The sequence below is a fragment of the Thermopirellula anaerolimosa genome, assembly GCF_054657335.1.
This window is the reverse complement of sequence record NZ_BAAHYX010000006.1, coordinates 2,491,041-2,509,536: the sequence shown is the minus strand read 5'-3', so window position 1 is coordinate 2,509,536 and position 18,496 is coordinate 2,491,041. Positions and strand designations below refer to the sequence as shown.

General features: G+C 64.7%; 10 protein-coding genes. 9 read left to right on the top strand and 1 reads right to left on the bottom strand.

From position 1 onward, the window contains the following. Positions 1–86 precede the first annotated feature (86 nt). Positions 87–1,664 carry an FAD-binding oxidoreductase gene (locus tag ACYQ6J_RS15075; protein WP_460185011.1) on the top strand — a complete coding sequence of 526 codons (1,578 nt, stop codon included), beginning with the start codon at positions 87–89 and terminating at the stop codon, positions 1,662–1,664. A gap of 729 nt (positions 1,665–2,393) precedes the next feature. Here the strand turns inward: ACYQ6J_RS15075 and ACYQ6J_RS15070 are convergent. Further along, positions 2,394–4,601 carry an Hsp70 family protein gene (locus ACYQ6J_RS15070; protein ID WP_460185010.1) on the bottom strand — a complete coding sequence of 736 codons (2,208 nt, stop codon included), beginning with the start codon at positions 4,599–4,601 and terminating at the stop codon, positions 2,394–2,396. 751 nt (positions 4,602–5,352) lie between these two features. Between ACYQ6J_RS15070 and ACYQ6J_RS15065 the strand changes: the two genes are divergently transcribed. The 8 genes from ACYQ6J_RS15065 (at position 5,353) to ACYQ6J_RS15030 (ending at position 18,410) form a co-directional block, all read left to right on the top strand. Beyond that, positions 5,353–5,586, top strand: a complete 234-nt coding sequence (locus ACYQ6J_RS15065) for a cold-shock protein (protein ID WP_460185009.1) — start codon at positions 5,353–5,355, stop codon at positions 5,584–5,586. 420 nt (positions 5,587–6,006) lie between these two features. Next, positions 6,007–7,281 (top strand): glutamate-5-semialdehyde dehydrogenase, encoded by a 1,275-nt coding sequence (locus tag ACYQ6J_RS15060; protein ID WP_460185008.1) that lies wholly within the window; start codon positions 6,007–6,009, stop codon positions 7,279–7,281. 155 nt (positions 7,282–7,436) lie between these two features. Further along, positions 7,437–8,522, top strand: a complete 1,086-nt coding sequence (gene fliM, locus ACYQ6J_RS15055) for a flagellar motor switch protein FliM (protein ID WP_460185007.1) — start codon at positions 7,437–7,439, stop codon at positions 8,520–8,522. A gap of 753 nt (positions 8,523–9,275) precedes the next feature. Continuing rightward, positions 9,276–10,340, top strand: a complete 1,065-nt coding sequence (locus tag ACYQ6J_RS15050) for an aldo/keto reductase (RefSeq protein WP_460185006.1) — start codon at positions 9,276–9,278, stop codon at positions 10,338–10,340. A gap of 200 nt (positions 10,341–10,540) precedes the next feature. After that, complete coding sequence (locus tag ACYQ6J_RS15045) at positions 10,541–11,236, top strand: hypothetical protein (RefSeq protein WP_460185005.1); 696 nt, start codon at positions 10,541–10,543, stop codon at positions 11,234–11,236. Positions 11,237–11,392: 156 nt separating this feature from the next. Further along, positions 11,393–13,909 (top strand): DUF6288 domain-containing protein, encoded by a 2,517-nt coding sequence (locus tag ACYQ6J_RS15040; protein WP_460185004.1) that lies wholly within the window; start codon positions 11,393–11,395, stop codon positions 13,907–13,909. A 152-nt stretch (positions 13,910–14,061) separates the two neighbouring features. Beyond that, positions 14,062–15,522, top strand: coding sequence for a discoidin domain-containing protein (locus ACYQ6J_RS15035; RefSeq protein WP_460185003.1), 1,461 nt, complete (start codon positions 14,062–14,064; stop codon positions 15,520–15,522). 239 nt (positions 15,523–15,761) lie between these two features. Next, on the top strand, positions 15,762–18,410 hold the full coding sequence (locus ACYQ6J_RS15030) for an alpha-galactosidase (RefSeq protein WP_460185002.1): 2,649 nt from the start codon (positions 15,762–15,764) through the stop codon (positions 18,408–18,410). Positions 18,411–18,496 lie beyond the last annotated feature (86 nt).

Below are 18,496 nucleotides of genomic sequence, written 5' to 3'. Positions count from 1 at the left end.
GTTTGACGGTAGGATGCGGCGGCGAGCCTTTGCACGGCTTGCGACCGTAGAATGATACATCCCACCCTCCGGCTACGGATAGACTCATGGCTCACGATCTAGCGGGGTTCATCGTGCAGAGATCGGCGCATACGGGACTGGATTCGGCTCTAGCGCGCTGGCGGAACATCGTGGGAGAGGAATTCGTCCGCGTGGATTCCGCCACGCTCGACGAGTACTCGCGTTCGACGCTTCCCCCCAAGTACCGGCATCGACCGGTCGCCGTGGTGTTGCCCGACTCGCGAGAGCAGGTCCGCCGCGTGGTGGAGACGGCCCACGATACGGGCGTCGAATTGCACGTGATCAGCCGGGGCCAGAATTGGGGCTACGGCGCCGCCATGCCGCCGCGCGACGGCATGGTGATTCTGGACCTGCGGCGGATGAATCGCATCGTCGAGGTCAACGCCGAGTTGGGCTACGCCGTCGTGGAACCGGGCGTCTCACAAAAGCAGTTGGCCGACTACCTCCGCGACAACCGTTTGCCGTACATTCTGGACGCCACCGGCGCCGGACCCGAGGCCAGCCTGGTGGGAAATGTTTTGCAGCGCGGTTTCGGTCACACCCCCTACGGCAATCGCATCCTAAACGTGTCGGGCATGGAGGTCGTCCTCCGCGACGGCACGGTCGTTCACACGGGCTTCGGCGGCTTTCCCAACGCCCGCGCCGCCTACGTCTTCCCGTACGGCGTGGGGCCTTGGCTGGACGGCATCTTCACCCAATCCGACCTGGGCGTGGTGACGCGATTGGCGATATGGCTCTATCCCCGGCCCCCGCAAATCACGGCCTTCGCCTTGAAACTCGACCGCGTGGAACTGCTTTTCCCGGCAATCGACGCCTTACGGCGCTTGCGGATGGCGGGCGTGGTGCAAAGCACCGTCCACGTGGCCAACGACCTCCGCGTCATCTCGGCGCGGCGGCAGTATCCCTGGGAATGGACGGGCGGCAAGGTGCCTTTGCCCCCGGAGATGCGCGCCCGACTGCGACGCGAGGCCGGCGTCGGGGCGTGGAACTTGATGGGTGCTTTGTACGGCACTCGGGCCGCGGTCCACGCGAACGCCGCCGAGGTCCGCCGGGCATTCGCCGGGTTGGCCCGGGTCCATTTCTTCGATGATCGCAAATTACGGTTGGGGCAGGCCGTCACCGGCGCCCTCAGTCGAATCGGTCTGCTACGAGGTCTCGCCGGCACGGTGGAAAGCGCCCGTTCCGTGTACGATCTATTGTGCGGCATTCCCGCCGCCGATCACCTCCGCGGCGTATACTGGCGGATGCGTCGGCCTCCCCGAGACTTGATCGCCGATCTGGGAAACGCGGGCGGGTTGTGGTTCTCGCCCGTCCTGCCCGCCGACGGCGAACATGCCCGACTGCTCTTGGATACCATCGAACCGATCTTCGACAAGCACGGCTTCGAACCGCTGATCACCATGACATCGGTCACGGAGCGCGCGTTGGTGGGCGTGGTGAGCGTGTTCTACGACGCCGAATCGCCGGCCGAGACCGAGGCCGCCGCCGCCTGCTACGAGGAACTGTCCGCGGCCGCAATCGCCAAGGGTTTTTGGCCCTACCGATCCGGCGTGCAAAAGCCGATCCGCTCGCCGATCCGCGTGTCGATCTCCGTGGATGACTAGCGGCAAAAGGGCCGCCACCGCCGGCTCACGCCGGCGGCTCCAATTGTTCTTGCGCCGACGGATCCAGTTCTTCTTGCGCCGGCGGCTCCTGCTCGCGCGTTGTGTCATGCGCATTCTGGAGCCACCAGCGTAAGCTGGTGGTGATGGCGTTGTTGGCGTGCAATTGTGAGCCACCAGCGTAAGCTGGTGGTGGCGTGGCGGCGCCGGCGCTAACGCGAAATGGTGAGCCACCAGCGTAAGCTGGTGGTGGCACTGGTGGTCCATGCTGGGTAGCGCCGAAACCACCGCCGGCTCACGCCGGCGGCTCCAATTGTTCTTGCGCCGACGGATCCAGTTCTTCTTGCGCCGGCGGCTCCTGCTCGCGCGTTGTGTCATGCGCATTCTGGAGCCACCAGCGTAAGCTGGTGGTGATGGCGTTGTTGGCGTGCAATTGTGAGCCACCAGCGTAAGCTGGTGGTGGCGTGGCGGCGCTGGCGCTAACGCAAAATCGTGAGCCACCAGCGTAAGCTGGTGGTGGCGTGGCGGCGCTGGCGCTAACGCAAAATCGTGAGCCACCAGCGTGAGCTGGTGGTGGCACTGGTGGTCAATGCTGGGTAGCGCCGAAACCACCGCCGGCTCACGCCGGCGGCTCCAGTTTCTTTCTCGCGCTGGAGGCTCTAGTCTTCTTGTTGCGCCGGCCGCTCCAGTTTTTCTTGCGTTGAGGGCGGCGAAGCGGCGGTCTGCGGGCAATCACTTCCAAAGCCGCAAGATCGGGCTGTCGGGAATCAAATACCGAATCAACAAATAGCCCAGCAAAAGCCCAATCGCGCCGGACACGACGAAGCCGATGGCCCCGATCACCCAGCGCGGGACGGAGCCTCCCCAAGGCAGGGCGACGCGCCGGGCGGCAAAGCGTTGTCGGCCCGATTCCGAAGCTGCCGCCACGACGGGCGCCGCGGTCGCAAGGTCGGGCTGCCTTGTTGCGGAAGGCAGAAGCGTCCCGACGTCCGACCCGCCCTCGTCTCGCGGTGGCTCAGACCCCGCGTATTCCAGCGCCGCCGGGGGATGGCGTTCGGCGGGGGTCGCGGAAAGCAGCATGTCGCGCGTGACCGTGGGCCGGGTTTGACGCAACAGCGGTGCCGCCGGCGGCGTCTCCGAGCGGACGTCGGCCTCGTCGAGCGGTTCGTCGGCTTGGGGATGCAGTTGCAGTCGGGTGCGTCGCCCCAGTTTTTCGGCGGCGACCAAACGCGGATGCTCTCTTCCCGGCGGTGGCTCGATCGGCGTCACGATCGGGGATTCCCCGGCTGCCGGGTCCGCTACCGGTCGATCCGCGACGGACGTTGAGGGCGATTCGGCGGCGGCGACATCGCGCTGGTCGGCGTCGGCGGGAGCAAGCACGCGGTCGAGGCGGCGGTCCGTCCCCAGCGACGCGGACGACTCCAAGAAGTCCCGCCACTGTTGGACGTTTTGGGCGTTCAAGCCGGTCTCGCGTCGCAGTTCCACCTCCGCCCGGCAATCGGTATCCGGGACTTCGGCGTGAATCCGCCAGCGACCGTCGGCGGCGCATTGGAAGGTGACGCGAATGGGGTAACCCTTGGGCAGGTCCGGGGGCAGGCCGCCGATCACGACCTCGCCCAGGGGCACGACGGCCCCACCGGGCGTCCCGCTCCCTTCCCAAATTCGGAAGGCGATGGAGGGCCGACCCTCGCGCTCCGTGCAAAAGACCTTTTGCACTTCGACGGGCAGGACCGTCTCGGGCGGGACGATGAGGACGGGTCGCGGCGCGCCGTCGCGGGGATCGCGCGTCTCCACCCAAAGGCCCTGCGAAGCGGTCTCGCGAATCCGCCAGCCTGCCGCATCGTCCCCGGTCAACAGACCGCGGCGGAGCCATTCGGCGAAGACGGCGGCACCGCGGGCGACGGCTTCCTCGGGCGGGCAAGGGCGCAGCGGCGCTCGGCCCGAGCATTGGGTCAACATTTCGCAGACGGCGGGCATGCGGACCGCCCCGCCCACCGCGAGCACGCCGTCCAAGTCGCCCCAGCTTAGGCCCACCCTATCCAAAAGACGCTCCGTCAGCGTCCGCGTGCGGAGCAAAAGGTCGGCCGTGATGTCTTCGAACTCATCGCGGTCCAGCGCGGTCTCGAAGCTCCTGCCCGCCAGTTCGATCAGCACCGTGGTTCGCCGCCGAGACGAGAGCGCGTGCTTGGCCTCTACGGCGGCGGGGTAAACTCGCGACCAGACCGAGGCGTCGTAGCGAGGATCGGGCAAGCCTTGGGGCGCGAGTTTGTCGGCCAACCATTCCACGAGCCGCACGTCCCAATCGTAACCGCCCAATTGAATCTCGGCGTCGGCGGCGACGGTGCGGCACCCGCCGGGTTTCAGTCGCATCACCGCGGCCTTGAAGGCCGAGGCTCCCAAGTCGTACACCAATAGTCGCAGGGGCGGTTGCTCGCCGCGGGGATCGTGCAGTCGGCCCAGCGACTCGGCCAAGGCCAGCACGGCGGCGGTAGGTTCGTTGACCAGACCCAAGCACTCCCAGCCCGCGATTTCCAGGGCGTCGGCGGCGGCCTTGCGTCGGGCATCGTCAAAATACCAAGGTACGGCGGCAGCCGCGGGGATCGACCCACCGGTCTCCCGCTCGGCGTCCTCTCGCAATTTACGCAGCACGCAGGCCAGGATGACCTCCGGGGGCAGTCGTCGGCCGCGAATCGACCGACTGTACCAATTCGCCCCCAGTTCGCGCTTGATCCATTGGGCGGTTTCGTCGGGGAAGAGCAGGGCGGATCGGGCGGCCTCTTCGCCCACCAGGATTTCGCCCTCGGCCAAGCGGACCACGCTGGGCGTGAAGAATCGCCCCAGGGCGTCGGGGACCATGCGCGTGCGGCCTTCGGTCGTCCAGACGGCCGCGGCCGAGTTTCCCGCTCCAATGTCAACGCCCGCCGCCGTGGCCGCAATCATGATCGAAAAGCAGTCCGGAACTTCAAACGCCCGCCGGTCGGTTCACCGCATCCTCAGCTCGGGCCGACGCCCGCGATAGGCCCATCCTTTCGACGCCGTTTCCCGCCCCGAAGATTCCCCGCGGTCGAAATCCCAAGTGGCACCGACCTATGTTCGAACGGGTCCGCGGCGCCGTCGTGCGCACGGGTTGTCGGCCGCCTTCTTGAGCATAGCACGATGGGAGAGCGATGACCAACGCGGGCGAGGCGGTAGGAGGCGAAGGAGGGGCGAAGGGCCGAGGGAGGATTCGCCCGCCGATCGGCGAGACCCAATCGGTTCACGGCCCCGGCAATTCGGCACCCTTGGCTTGAGGAAATCCCCCCGGTTGAGCTAGCGGCAGAGTGTCGGGAACGGTTTTGGCGAAAGAATGGGAAGCCGTCCAGCCGAATAATTGGCAAAATCGCATTTTGCCACTTGCCGGGGTGCCGCGCGTAGGTTACATTTGATGCTGCTTAAACGTTCGATCGGTCCGAGCCGCAGTGGTCTCGGGGTCGGACGACGGTTTTTCGGCGGTTTTGTGTCGTTTACGCAAAACGCGAGGTCTTCAGCGTTACGCGAATTTCTCCAGTCGTGCCGCTCCTCCCGGAAGGGCCCGCCTCGGACGATTTGTGAATCGCCGAATCTCGATGTTCCGGCGTCAACCCCCAAAACCGACCGAAAGCGTGAAGGTGCGGGCAAAAGCCCGCGAGTGTTTTTCGAGGAGTGGCTCGTGATGGCCGAGGGTGTTATTAAGAAGTTGGTCGTGGACCGTGGCTTTGGTTTTATCCAGGCGACGTCCGGGGGCTCGATGCGGAAGTCGGATGTGTTCTTCCACTTTTCCGCGGTCCAGGGTTCTCGTTTCGAGGACCTGCACGAAGGTCAGGATGTGGAATTCGAGATCGGTACGGATTCCCCCGGCCAGGGACGCGGCAAAGGTCCCCGCGCGGTCAGCGTACGACCTCGCTGAATGGGCCGCCGGATCCCCGGCGACCGACTGCCGTCCGAATACGTTCCGTTTGCATTCCATCCGATTCGACCCCTCGGTAAGTCGAGCATCGCTTCGCTTCGAAGAGACGTAACCGGAGTTTGAAGGCCTAAGACGACATTCGGCGGTAAAACGTTATCAGCACCAGCAAGGTTCCGGGCGAAGGCGAACACCGTCGTCCGGAACTTTCGTTTTCTTGCCGCGCCGGACCGGGAATCGCTGCGTCGGTGGACCCCGATTCATTGCCCTAAGAGCGCCGGGCGCCGGTTTCGGCTCGGCCCTGAACGGACCTATTGTCCGTTGACGCAAACCAGGGAAATCGGGATACTTGAGACGAGGAATTGCGATCTTGCAGCAGGATGTGATCCACTGGTTCTCAAGAGGGGTATCAAGGGCGAGTTGATGAGTGAAGCGAATCATCCCGACTGGCGCGCCTACGCGGAGGAGACGGCGCAACGGGCGAAGGCCGCCTCCATGGAGTTGGCTCGGCTCGGCGCCGGGGTCAAGCAGAAGTGGTTGCAGCAGGCGGCGCGCTTGCTGAAGGAGCGCTCGGTGGCGTTGGCGGAGGCCAATCATCGGGATTTGGCGGCGGCACCCTCCTTCGGCCTGACCGATGCGCAGGTCGATCGCTTGAAACTCACGCCCGCGCGGATCGAGGCGATGGCCCGGGCCTTGGAGGAGGTCGCCCTCCTGCCCGAGCCTATCGGCGAGGTGATTTGGTCTTCGGTGCGACCGAACGGACTGTTGGTGCAGAAGGTCCGGGTGCCGCTGGGGGTCATTTTCTTCATCTATGAGTCCCGGCCCAACGTGACGGCGGACGCGGCGGCCTTGTGCGTCAAGAGCGGGAACGCCGTGATCCTGCGGGGCGGGAAAGAGGCCGCTCATTCCAACCGGGCGATCGTGGAGGTGATGATGGAGGCGGGCGCCGATGTCGGCCTGCCCTTGGACGCCGTGCAACTGGTGAGCACGCCCGAGCGCGAGGTCGTCGGCCACTTCCTCAACCTGCCCCAGTACATCGACCTGGCCATCCCCCGCGGCGGCGAGAGCCTGATCCGTCGCGTGACCGCCGAGGCCAAGATGCCGGTCATTAAGCATTTCACGGGGAATTGCCACGTGTACATCGACGCCGCCGCCGATCCCGATTTGGCGGAGCGGATCACCGTCAACGCCAAGTGCCAGCGGATGGGCGTGTGCAACGCGGCGGAGTCGCTGGTCTTTCATCGCGCCGTAGCCGATACGCTGTTGCCGCGGATCTGTCAGGCCCTGGCGCAACGCGGCATCGAGATTCGCGGCGACGAGGCGACATGCCGGTTGTTCCCCCAGGCCGCGCCCGCCGCGGAGGACGACTACGCCGCCGAGTATCTCGGCCCCATCATCTCGGTCAAGGTGGTGGACGATCTGAACGCGGCGATCGACCACATCAACCGTTACGGGTCGAAGCATACGGACGCCATCGTGACGCGGGATTGGAACGCCGCCCGCGAGTTCTGCCGCGCCGTCGATAGCTCCGCCGTGATGGTCAACGCCAGCACCCGCTTCAACGACGGCGGGGAGTTCGGCCTGGGCGCCGAGATCGGCATCAGTACCGACAAGTTCCACGCCCGGGGACCTTGCGGACTCAACGAATTGACCAGCTACAAATACGTGGTATTCGGAGAAGGGCAAGTTCGGGAATAATTCGATCGCGGGCGCCTTGCGGCGGGGATTCGCGGAATCGGTCGGTTCGCGGGCGATAAACGCGACCGACGCGGAGCGCCGACTTGGAGCGGTTCCCGCCGAGCGGGGCCATGCCCGATGTGTGAAAGTTTCGACGGACGAAGGGAAGGGATGCCATGTCGTCCGATGACGTCTTGACGCAAGCGGAAATCGAGAGCCTTTTGGCGGGCGTGGGTAAGCCGGCGGGATCGTCGCCCGGCAATGCGCCCCCGGGTTCGAAACCCGCATCGGCCTCCCCGGCGCCGACCGCCCCTCCCGCCCGCGCGCATCCGCCCGGCGAACCGCAGCGCCGCTCGCGGGAGAAGGTGATCCCGTACGATTTCAAGCGCCCGGAGCGGGTCGGCAAGGAACAGATGCGGTCCTTGCAGACGCTTCACGAGGGCTTCAGCCGCAACTTCGCGGCGGGACTGTCCGCCATGCTGCGGTCCATGGTGGAAGTCAAGTTGACCAGCGTGGACCAATTGACGTACAGCGAGTTCGTCTTCAGTCTGGACAACCCCACCTGTTTCAACCTCATCCGCGCGGAACCGCTGGAAGGGCACATCATCCTCGACATCAACCCGTCGATTTTGTATCCCATGATCGACCGGTTGCTGGGCGGGGGGCGCGAACCCACGCCCATCTCGCGGCGGCCTTTGACCGAGATCGAACGCCGCTTGGTCGGTCGCATCACCAGCCTGTTTTTGGATGAGCTGAAACGGGCGTGGGAAAACGTCGTGGCACTGCAACCCGAAGTGGTCCGCGTGGAGAGCAATCCCCAATTGGTCCAAATCGTGCCGCCCAACGAAGTCGTGGTCTTGGTCAGTTTCGAATTGACGCTGGGCGAGATCCGCGGGATGGCCAATCTGTGCATTCCCTACAACAGCATCGAGCGGATCGCGAGCAAGCTCTCGGCCAACAGTTGGGCCTCGTACGGAAAGCGGCAGATCTCGCCCGAGGCCGGCGAGCGGATCGGCAAGACCCTCCGCGGTTCGCGAGTCCAAGTGGTGGTGGAATTGGCCAAGACGACCATCACGACGGGAGAATTGGTGAGCCTCCGCGTGGGCGACATCATCACGACGAAGAAGGACGTCCACCGACCCCTGCTGGTGAAAGTGGAGGGCGTCCCCAAGTTCTACGCACGTCCCGGCATCTTCAAGGGCCGCAAGGCCGTTTGCATTGAAGAGATCATCTCCGACTCCGGCCAGGCCATCGGCGATTGATCGCGCCGAGAATCGCCGGAGCCACCACCAGCTCACGCTGGTGGCTCTGGAATGCGCATTACACAACGCGCGAGCAGGAGCCTCCAGCGTAAGCTGGAGGTGTCTTAACACTACCCAGGATTCACCACCAGCTTACGCTGGTGGCTCTAGGGTTTGTGTAATAGCGCCGGGAAAACTCGTTTCATAGCGCCGGAAAAATTTGTTTGATGGCGCGGGGAAAATTGGAGCCGCCGGCGTAAGCCGGCGGTGCTTTCGGCGCTACCCAGAATTGACAACCAGCGCCAGTGCCACCACCAGCTTACGCTGGTGGCTCTAGGGTTTGTGTAATAGCGCCGGGAAAACTCGTTTCATAGCGCCGGAAAAATCTGTTTGATGGCGCGGGGAAAATTGGAGCCGCCGGCGTAAGCCGGCGGTGTCTTACCACTACCCAGTATTCACCACCAGCTTACGCTGGTGGCTCCAATTTCACGCCAACAACGCTACCACCACCAGCTTACGCTGGTGGCTCTAGAAGTTGTGTGGTTGGGCGGCGCGCGATGGCGGAAAATGAGAGCCGGTCTCACTTTGCGTCCTAACATTCCGCGAAGAACGCACTTGCGGGCGTTCGGGGCCGTGATTCTAATGAGTGTCGGGTTCGGGGCGAGAGAACGCGAATGTCATCCGCTCTTGCGGCACGCCGTCCGATCACGGCTTATTAGCCCTCCGCAATACCGCGGACGTTCTTCATCTCCAACCGAGCGAGGAGGCCCCTCCATGAGTGACGCCAATCTCAACCGCCGACAGTTCGTTCAGGGAACGGCCGCCGCGGCCGCCGCCGTTGCGGCGGGACAAGCCGCCCCGGCCGTCGCCGCGCCCGATGCCGGCGATCCCACCAAGACCCGAAGCTACAACCCCAACATGGAGTATCGTCGCCTCGGGCGGACCAACCTGTGGATTTCGGCCGTCAGCATGGGCGGGCATTGGAAGCGCATCCCCTACGAGTTCGGCACCGACGAATTCAAGAAGAACCGTCGCGAAGTCCTCTTCGCCGCGCTCGACCACGGGATCAACTACATCGACGCCTGCTGGGACCACGAGGTCATCGCCTACGGCGAAGCGATTCGGGGACGCCGCGAGGACATCTACTTCGGTTATTCCTTCGGCGGACACGAAAGCCGCTTTCCCGATTGGGGCGGATCGTTGGACAAGATGAAGGAAAGCCTCGACATGGGCCTCAAGGCCGGCGGCCTGGAATACGTCGATCTCTGGCGGATCACCATGCACGAACAGACCAGCCGACGCAACACGCCCGAGGAAATCGAAATCGCCATGCAGGCCCTCGATTGGGCCAAGAAAACCGGCCGCGCTCGCTTTACCGGCGTTTCCAGCCACGATCGCAACTGGATCGCCGAAGCCGTGGCCGCGTATCCGCAGTTGGAGGTGATCGTCACGCCCTACACGGCGGGCAGCAAGCGGGCACCGCAGGGAAGCATGTTCGACGCCTTCGAGAAGCACGACGTGGGCTTCATCGGAATCAAGCCCTTCGCCAGCGGCGCGGTGTTCAAGTCGCGCGGCCAACCCGACTCCGCCAGCAAGGATGAGGACGACCGCCGGGCCAGGCTTGTGCTGCGCTACGTGTTGAGTTGCCCGCAACTGACCGCCGCCATCCCCGGCCTGATCACTTTGGATCAGGTAAAAAACGCCGCGGCGGCGGTGGTGGAGCGGAAGGAGCAGGACCTCGCCGAGCACGAACACGCCGAATTGGAGGAGATCGCCGGCGAAATGTGGAACAACCTGCCCAAGGACTATGAATGGCTCCGCCAGTGGAAGTGGGTGTGAATCCCGCGTCTCGTCATGATTGAACGTTGAAAGGTTTCTCGCCGCGTAACGGTCCGCGTCCCGGCCTGCGATCTCAAACGCCGGGACGGCGGTCGCGTGCACCGGCCTTTTTCCGCGAGGCGGGATTTCCGACGCGTGGAAACTTCGTTCTCGTTTTCATTCTCGCATGTATTCTCGTATTTTTCGGGAGGATGGTCGTCATGAGGAAGCGGAAACTGTTCATCTATTCGGCCTTGGCGGCGCTGAGCTTGGCGGCGATGGGGGTCCTTCTCCGCGCCTTCCCCTTGGGCGCGGCGGCGGACACCCCGGGGCCTTCGTCCGTGCCCGCCGCAGACGGCGCGACAGCCCAGACGCCTTCGACGGGATCGGCGGAGAATCAGCACCCGCAGCCCTCCTCGCCCGCCGCCGACGGCGACGCCTCGTCGCCGGCCGGGGCCGATGCTTCTTCCCCGTCGGATACGCCCACCCGCGGCGGAGGCATGATCCTGGTACGCAATCCCCGGTACAACCACGACAAGCCCCTGCTCTTCGATTCCGGAGAGGAATCCGACAACTCCTCCTGCATGGTGTGCCACATCGATTTCGAGGAGGAACCGATCTCCAGGGTCCATTTGAAAGCGGGAATCACCTGCATGGCCTGCCACGGCGACTCCATGACGCACCGCGGCGACGAATTCAACATCACCCGACCGGACGTCATCTGGGGACGCGCCGAAATCGAACCGTTTTGTCGGCAGTGTCACCTGCAACACAAACACCCCGACAAGGTCGAGGCGTACCGAAAAGAGCATCTCAGCGAACGCCGCGCGAACGGGCGATACGTATCGCTCGACTCTCCCTGTACCGATTGCCACGGCAAGCACGCCATCACCGTGGGTGAAGGGAATTTCAAATAGGCGACCGGGCGCAGGTTGACGGCGTTTTCCCTTGTTCGCGCTGCGGCGCTCCCTCGCGTCGATCGCGGCCTGCGGTCGCGGTTTTCGCAGGGGGTTCGTCGTGCCGCACGACCACACCCGAGAAACTGGCTTCCATTACGAAAGGCAAAACCGCTCATGAAGCGATTACTCACCACTTGCGTTGCCGCCGCGATTGCTTGGGCCGGCGGTTCGGCATTGTTTGGATCGGCCTTGGCGAAGGACCCGCCGGCGCCGCCGGATTTGACGCAAGACGGCGTGATCGCGACGATCGACCGCGAGTTGACCTATAATCTCGGCCCGACCGGGCTTCGCGGGTGGATCTACACCAAGGCGGCAAGCTACCTGGACGGCGTGCAGGGGCGCACCACCGCCGCCGCTCGGCAGATTCTGGTCACGCACGTGGGCAAAGGGTCGCCCGCCGACGGCCTGGTCGAGGTGGACGACGTCATTCTCGGCGTCGGCAGAAAACCGTTCAGCGACGACGCCCGCAAGAGTATCGCTCTAGCCATCCAGGAGGCGGAGAAGAGCGAGAACCGCGGTATCTTGCGACTGACGCTTTGGCGGGCGGGCAAGGTGACGGAGGTTCGGTTGCCCCTCCGCGTCATGGGCACGTACAGCCCCACCGCCCCCTGCGACTGCCCAAAATCGAAATCGATCCTCGATGACGCATGCAAGGTCTTGGAGCGGGAACCCCTTCGGCCCGACATTTGGGGCGCGATCAACGGCCTGGCGCTGATGGCGACCGGCAAGAGCGAGTACCTTCCGCGGGTGCGGGAACTCGCCCGAACCATGGCGCCCTCGCCGTTCCGCCTGCCGCAGGGTCGGTCGCTGGAGACCTGGGACTTCGCCTACCGAACGCTATTCCTGTGCGAGTACTACCTGCTGACCGGCGACCGGGAGGTGCTGCCCGCCATCCACGCGTACACCGCCGCGCTTGCCCGAGGTCAAAGTCTCTACGGCACGTTCGGCCACCGACTGGTTCCGCCGAGGCCCGACGGACGTCCCGGATCGGTTCCCCCGTACGGTCCGGTCAACGCCGTGGGACTGCCGGCCAATATCGCCATCGTTCTGGGAAGGAAATGCGGCGTTCGAGATCCGGCGGTGGACCGCGCCATCCAGCGCGGGGCCGACTTCTTCGCCTATTACGTCGATAAAGGAGCCGTTCCCTACGGCGAACACGAGCCTTGGCCCTATCACGAGAACAACGGCAAGAATGCCATGACTGCCGTGTATTTCGCCCTCCAGGATAACCGCGTGACCGAGGCCCGGTACTTCGCCAAGATGGTCACGGCTTCCTACAAGAATCGGGAATACGGCCACACGGGCCAGGGGTTCAGTTATCTTTGGGGCGCTTTGGGCGCGAATGTCGGCGGTCCGTCCGCCGCGGCAGCCTTCTTCCGGCAGGCGTCTTGGCACATGGACCTGGCCCGACGCTGTGACGGCTCCTTCACCTACGACGGCGGCGAACAGTTCGGCCCCGGCAAGACCGACGACGACACCTATTACGGCAAGAGCGGCTACTACGGCCTCAATCCGACCGCGTGCTACGTGCTGACTTACGCCTTGCCGCTCCGCCGGCTTTACATCACCGGCAAGGACGCCGATCCGGCGAACCGACTCAGCGACCGGGATGTGGCCGAGGCGATCGCGTCGGGAGACTTCGACCTTCGGCGGAAGACCATGAGCATGGATCAGTTGGCCGCCGCCCTGGGCGATTGGTCGCCGATCGTCCGCGGTTGGGCCGCCGAGGAATTGGCCGCACGAACGGAAGCCCGGGCCTGGGTCCCGCGACTCATGGCCCTTGCCGAAGGGCCTGACGTCCACGTCGCCCAAGGCGCCTGCGAAGCGCTCGGCCTGATGAAAGCCCCCGAGGCCCTTCCCGTATTCATCCGCCTGCTCTCGCACGAAGATCGTTGGCTGCGGTTCAAGGCGGCAAGCGCCCTGAAAAACATGGGGGGAGACGCACGACCGGTCGTCCGGCAAATGCTCCAGGCCGTGGTGCAAACCGCCGAGCCTGCCGATCCGATCCGCTGGGAAGACCCCATCCAGTTGACGCACGGCCAATTGGCGGCGGCCCTGTTCAAGGGACCGCTGGCGCGCGGGCTGGACGAGGTCGATCGCGAACTGGTTTATCCCGCCGTTCGCGTCATCGCCAACAACGCCGACGGCATGGCGCGGGCGACGCTGCGAAGCTTCTTCGAGAAGAGCCTGACGCTGGAGGATGTCGAGGCCTTGGGGCCCGACCTCGTGGCCGCCGTCAAGACCATGAGCCCCGCCGACACGATGTTCGCCAACGAAATCCGCATGGGCGCGCTCAAGGCCCTCACGAAGTATCGCTTCAAGGAGGCGATCGAGGCGGGAGTCGTCTTCGCCATGACGCAGAGCGGTCACGGCAGCGAAAAGCGAACCGGCGAGATCATGAAGGAATTGATTCCTTACGGCACGGCCGCGCGCGCCATCATCCCCGACTTGCGCGCACTGATCGATCAGTTCCATCAGCAATGCGAGCGAGGCGAGTTTCCCCGCGGGGAACTGAACGATCGCCGGGTCCAAGCCGTCGAGGACGCCATCCAGGCCATCGAATCCGCGACGGATCAACCCGAACTGCGAAGCTTCCCCGCCGTCGCCCCGGCACTGCGTTCCGGGACATGATGGACGAACGCCGAGGTCTTCCCTATGCTATCGGCGAGGTTTGCCGGGGACCTCGTTTCGCTGCCGATCCCGTTCGCCACAAGCGCGACAGGACGGCGGGTCAGGATCATGAACCGGGGAGACGCCCTATCTTTAACCGGGGAGACGCCGACATGAAGAGATTCGTCATCGCTGCGGTCGTCGGGTTGTTCATGACGACGGTTTGCGGCCAAGAACCCACGCACCACAAGACCGACTGGTTCGCGGCGGCAAAGTACGGCGTCTTCGTCCATTATCTCGATGGGATTCAAAACAATCCCGAGCACGTATCCAGTCTGAATCGCCGCACCTCATGGGACGAATGCGTCCGCGAGTTCAATACCGAACTGTTCGCGGAAAGGATGAAAGAGGCGGGGGCGGGTTACGTGATCTTCACGGTCATGCAAGTCCAACGTTTCATGATTGCGCCCAACGCCGCGTTCGACCGGATCACGGGCTATCGACCGGGCGAGGCGTGCGCGACGCGCGATCTGATCGACGACCTCGCTCGTTCCCTCGACAAGCGGGGCATTCCCCTGATGTTGTACTGGACGGGCGACGGGCCTCGGGCCGATCCCAAGGCGGCGCAGGCCATGGGCTACGCCGGATCCGGCCCCGTCTCCCCCGAATTCGTGACCCAATGGGCCGAAGTCGCCGCGGAGTACGGACGACGCTACGGCGATCGCGTCAAGGGTTGGTGGGTCGACGGATGTTATCCCTGGATCGGCTACGACGACGAAAAACTGGGGGTACTCGCCGAGGGTTTGCGGGCGGGATATCCCGACCGAATCGTGGCCTTCAATCCCGGCGTGGACCCGCGCGTCCGCGCGTACTCCAAGCACGAGGATTTCACGACCGGCGAACAGAACATCTTTTTCGATTGGCCGCCCTCTCGCTTCATCGACGGCAAACAGTGGCACTTGTTGGCCTACCTGGGATGCGGCAACGACGGCTCCGGTTGGGGACAACCCGGAATCAAAATGACCAAGCGCGCGATGGCCGACTATCTTCACTTGGTCACCGGCGCGGGCGGAGTCGTTTCCATCGATATCGTGCTCTATCGAGACGGAGACGTGGATCGGTCCCAATTGGAAGTATTGAAGTCGCTCCGCGGTGCCCTCGCCGAGAGAAGTCGCGATTTGGACGCGTGGCGTGAGGGCCGGGCCGTGCCCCCCGCCAACAAGGCCTGGCGCAAACCGGCACGGATGCTCAATCTTGACGGGCGGTATCCGCTGCCGCCCTCCAGCGGCGTCCATTACGCCTGGAACGGCGTGGACGGCGATCCCCATACGGTGGCGCAAGCCGCCAACGAATGGGCCTGGGCCTATGACGTGCATCTCATCCGCGCGGAGAAGGTGCGACGCGTCGTGATCCGCTTCGGACGCGGCTATCCAACGGAGTTCGACGTTTCGGCCTCGCTCGACGGCGATCAGTGGACGCCCCTGGGCACGTTCACGGATCAGACCGGCGGCACCGTCGATCTGACCTGCGAGCCGATTCAGGCTAAGGTCATTCGCATCCGCGGTCTGAAGCCCAACGGTCCGAACCAACCGGGCGGGCAAATGTCGATCGCCGAAGTGGAAATCTACGAATGACCCCGGCCATGCCGCAGGGCGGCCTCGCCTCACGGCGGCGGGCGAGTTCAAGGTCGCTTAACCCGAGGAAGTCTTCGCCGTGCGCCGTCACGCACGAGATTGTATTCGCGGCCTTGGAATGCTATCGTCAGCGTCGGCCGATCCGCTTGCCTTAGGAATCGGCGTGAGGCGGGGCGCGGCGGCGCGAGGCCTTGGCGACCTCCGACCGTACGTCGCCCGCAACCATCGGGAGATTCGCCATGAAATGCCCGGCTACGGTGTGCGCCATCGGTTTCGGCGCGAGCCTTTTCTTCGTGGGAAGCTTGGTCGCCCAGGTCGCTCCCACCGCCGAAGAGATGCAACAGGCCCGAGCGTGGATTGAGCAGCATGCCCCCGACGGTGCGGCGGGCGTGCCGTTTTCCTTCCAATACGACGGGCGAGACTCCGCCGAGTGCCTGCCCGGTTGGGAATTGCAGGAACAGACCTCGCAACCGGATGAGTCTCGGACGGAAGGCACGTACACATGGCGGGACAGCCGGACCGGGCTGATGGTGCGGCAAAAGCTGACGCACTACCGCGATTTTCCCACCGTGGAATGGGTGGTGGAATTGGAGAACGTGGGCAACGCCCCCACGCCGCTGCTGGAAGACATCTCGGTCCTGGATGAGACGTGGACGCGGCAAGGTGCGGACGAATTCACGCTGCACCATCAGCGCGGCTCGCAGGCCTCGCAGCGCGATTACGAACCGTTGACGTCGGTGCTGGAGGCCGGGCAAACGCTGCGGTTGAGCGGGCGAGGCGGGCGACCCAGCGACGCCGATTGGCCCTACTTCAACCTGGCGTTCGACGGCGGCGGACGCATCGTGGCGATCGGTTGGCCCGGCCAATGGGCGGCCCAGTGGACCCGCGACTCCCAGCGCGGCCTGCGACTCCGCATCGGCCAAGAGAACACGCACTTGCGACTCCTACCCGGCGAAAAAATCCGCACCCCGCTGGTCGTGCTGCAATTCTGGCGGGGCGATCTGCTGCGCGCCCAAAACGTTTGGCGGCGGTGGATGATTCGGCACAACCTGCCGCGACCGGGCGGACGCCTCCCGCCCACCCAATTCGTGGCGTCGTCCTCGCGGGCCTACGAGGAAATGATCCACGCCGACGAAGAGAATCAGATCATGCACATCCGGCGATACTTAGAAGAGGGTCTCCGCCCGGATTACTGGTGGATGGATGCCGGGTGGTACATCCAAGAGCACGGATGGCCGCAGGTCGGAACCTGGGAGGTGGACCCCCGCCGCTTCCCCCGCGGATTCAAGCCCATCAGCGATTTCGCGCACGCCCACGGCGTCAAGATTCTGGTCTGGTTCGAACCGGAGCGCGTGATGCCCGGCACATGGCTCTATCAACAGCATCCCGAATGGCTGCTGCCGCGAAGGGGAAAAGACGGCGCTTCCACGGGGATGCGGGCATGGCGGAGCACGTCCTTCAGCACGCCGGACCCCAACGTGAGTTGCAACCTCGGTCCGAACGCGTACCGCATGGCGGCGATCGAGTGGGCGCCGGGACGCCTTTCTTTCCACCCCGGCCCGGACGGCCAGTTCAGCGTCATCCGTTTCACCGCGCCCAAGTCCGGTGAATACCGCGTGCAGGCCCGTTTCCTGGCCATCGACCGCGAGACCACGACCTCCGTCCACGTACTGGCGGGCGATCGCAGCGTCTTTGCGGGCAAACTGCGACTGGACGGCGCCGAACCGGAAGCCCGCTACGAAGGCACCGTCGCCTTGCAGGCCGGCGCCACGCTCGACTTCGCGGTGGGCTACGGAAACGGCAGCTACATCTGCGATTCGACGGGTTTGGAGGCGCACATCCTCGATCCCCAAGGCCGCGCCTACGATGCGGCACGCGACTTCGACCCCGAGAAAAACCCGTCGGGCGCGTGGTCGTACGGTTGGATGCAATCGGGTGCGCAACCCGATCCGGCGACGTTCGCGCTCTACGACACGGCGGTCATTCCGCAAGAAGACGGCCCCCGCCTGCTCGACCTCGGCAATCCCGAGGCCCGGCGGTGGCTCACCGACCACATCGACCGATTGCTCACCGAACAGGGCATCGATCTCTACCGCGAGGACTTCAACATCGAACCGCTGGCGTTTTGGCGCGCGGCGGACGACCCCGATCGCCAAGGCATCACGGAGAACCGGTACGTGACCGGTCATTTGGCCTACTGGGATGAATTGCGGCGGCGTCATCCCGACATGCTGATCGACTCGTGCGCCAGCGGCGGACGCCGCAACGACTTGGAAACCATGCGGCGCGCCGTGCCGCTGTGGCGGAGCGATTACGCCTACGAACCGATCGGCCACCAGGGCATGACTTACGGACTGAGCTTCTGGCTTCCCTATCACGGGACGGGCACGGTCGCCTGCTCCGCCGCGCCTTACTACGGGGCGGGACCGACCCCCGTCGAACCGTACGCCTTTTGGAGCAACGTCGCGCCCAGCTTAGGCTGCGGCGTGGACATCCGCGTCCGTGATTTGGACTACGAAGCGCTCCGCCGCCTCTACCAAGCCTTTCGAGAGGTGTCGCCCTGCTTCTACGGCGACTATTACCCCTTGACGCCCTACAGCTTGGAAAAGAACGTCTGGATCGCTTGGCAGTTCGACCTGCCGGAGGAGGGACGCGGTTTGATCCAGGCCTTCCGCCGCGATGCCGCCCCGAGCGACTCGCCCACGTTCCGACTGCGGGGACTGGACCCGGAGGCGACCTATGCCTTGACACAATGGGACTCCGATCGGCGCTTCACGGCGACGGGACGCGAGTTGATGGAGCGAGGGTTTTCGTGGAGCCTGGAATCGGCCCCGTCCGCCGCGGTGATGATGTATCAACGAGTCGCCGGGGAATCGCCTCGCCCGTGACGGCGCGAGCGTGACCGGTGCCCGCGGTGCCCTAAGGGATCTCTTCGCGGCATCGTCGGCATCGGGAACGGTTGGCTCGATTGGCC

Excerpts from the sequence above, each read along its gene's own strand:
- ACYQ6J_RS15060 (WP_460185008.1), top strand. The coding sequence starts at position 6,007 with ATGAGTGAAGCGAATCATCCCGACTGGCGCGCCTACGCGGAGGAGACG.
- fliM (WP_460185007.1), top strand. The coding sequence starts at position 7,437 with ATGTCGTCCGATGACGTCTTGACGCAAGCGGAAATCGAGAGCCTTTTG.
- ACYQ6J_RS15045 (WP_460185005.1), top strand. The coding sequence starts at position 10,541 with ATGAGGAAGCGGAAACTGTTCATCTATTCGGCCTTGGCGGCGCTGAGC.
- ACYQ6J_RS15050 (WP_460185006.1), top strand. The coding sequence starts at position 9,276 with ATGAGTGACGCCAATCTCAACCGCCGACAGTTCGTTCAGGGAACGGCC.
- ACYQ6J_RS15030 (WP_460185002.1), top strand. The coding sequence starts at position 15,762 with ATGAAATGCCCGGCTACGGTGTGCGCCATCGGTTTCGGCGCGAGCCTT.
- ACYQ6J_RS15065 (WP_460185009.1), top strand. The coding sequence starts at position 5,353 with ATGGCCGAGGGTGTTATTAAGAAGTTGGTCGTGGACCGTGGCTTTGGT.
- ACYQ6J_RS15075 (WP_460185011.1), top strand. The coding sequence starts at position 87 with ATGGCTCACGATCTAGCGGGGTTCATCGTGCAGAGATCGGCGCATACG.
- ACYQ6J_RS15035 (WP_460185003.1), top strand. The coding sequence starts at position 14,062 with ATGAAGAGATTCGTCATCGCTGCGGTCGTCGGGTTGTTCATGACGACG.
- ACYQ6J_RS15070 (WP_460185010.1), bottom strand. The coding sequence starts at position 4,601 with ATGATTGCGGCCACGGCGGCGGGCGTTGACATTGGAGCGGGAAACTCG.
- ACYQ6J_RS15040 (WP_460185004.1), top strand. The coding sequence starts at position 11,393 with ATGAAGCGATTACTCACCACTTGCGTTGCCGCCGCGATTGCTTGGGCC.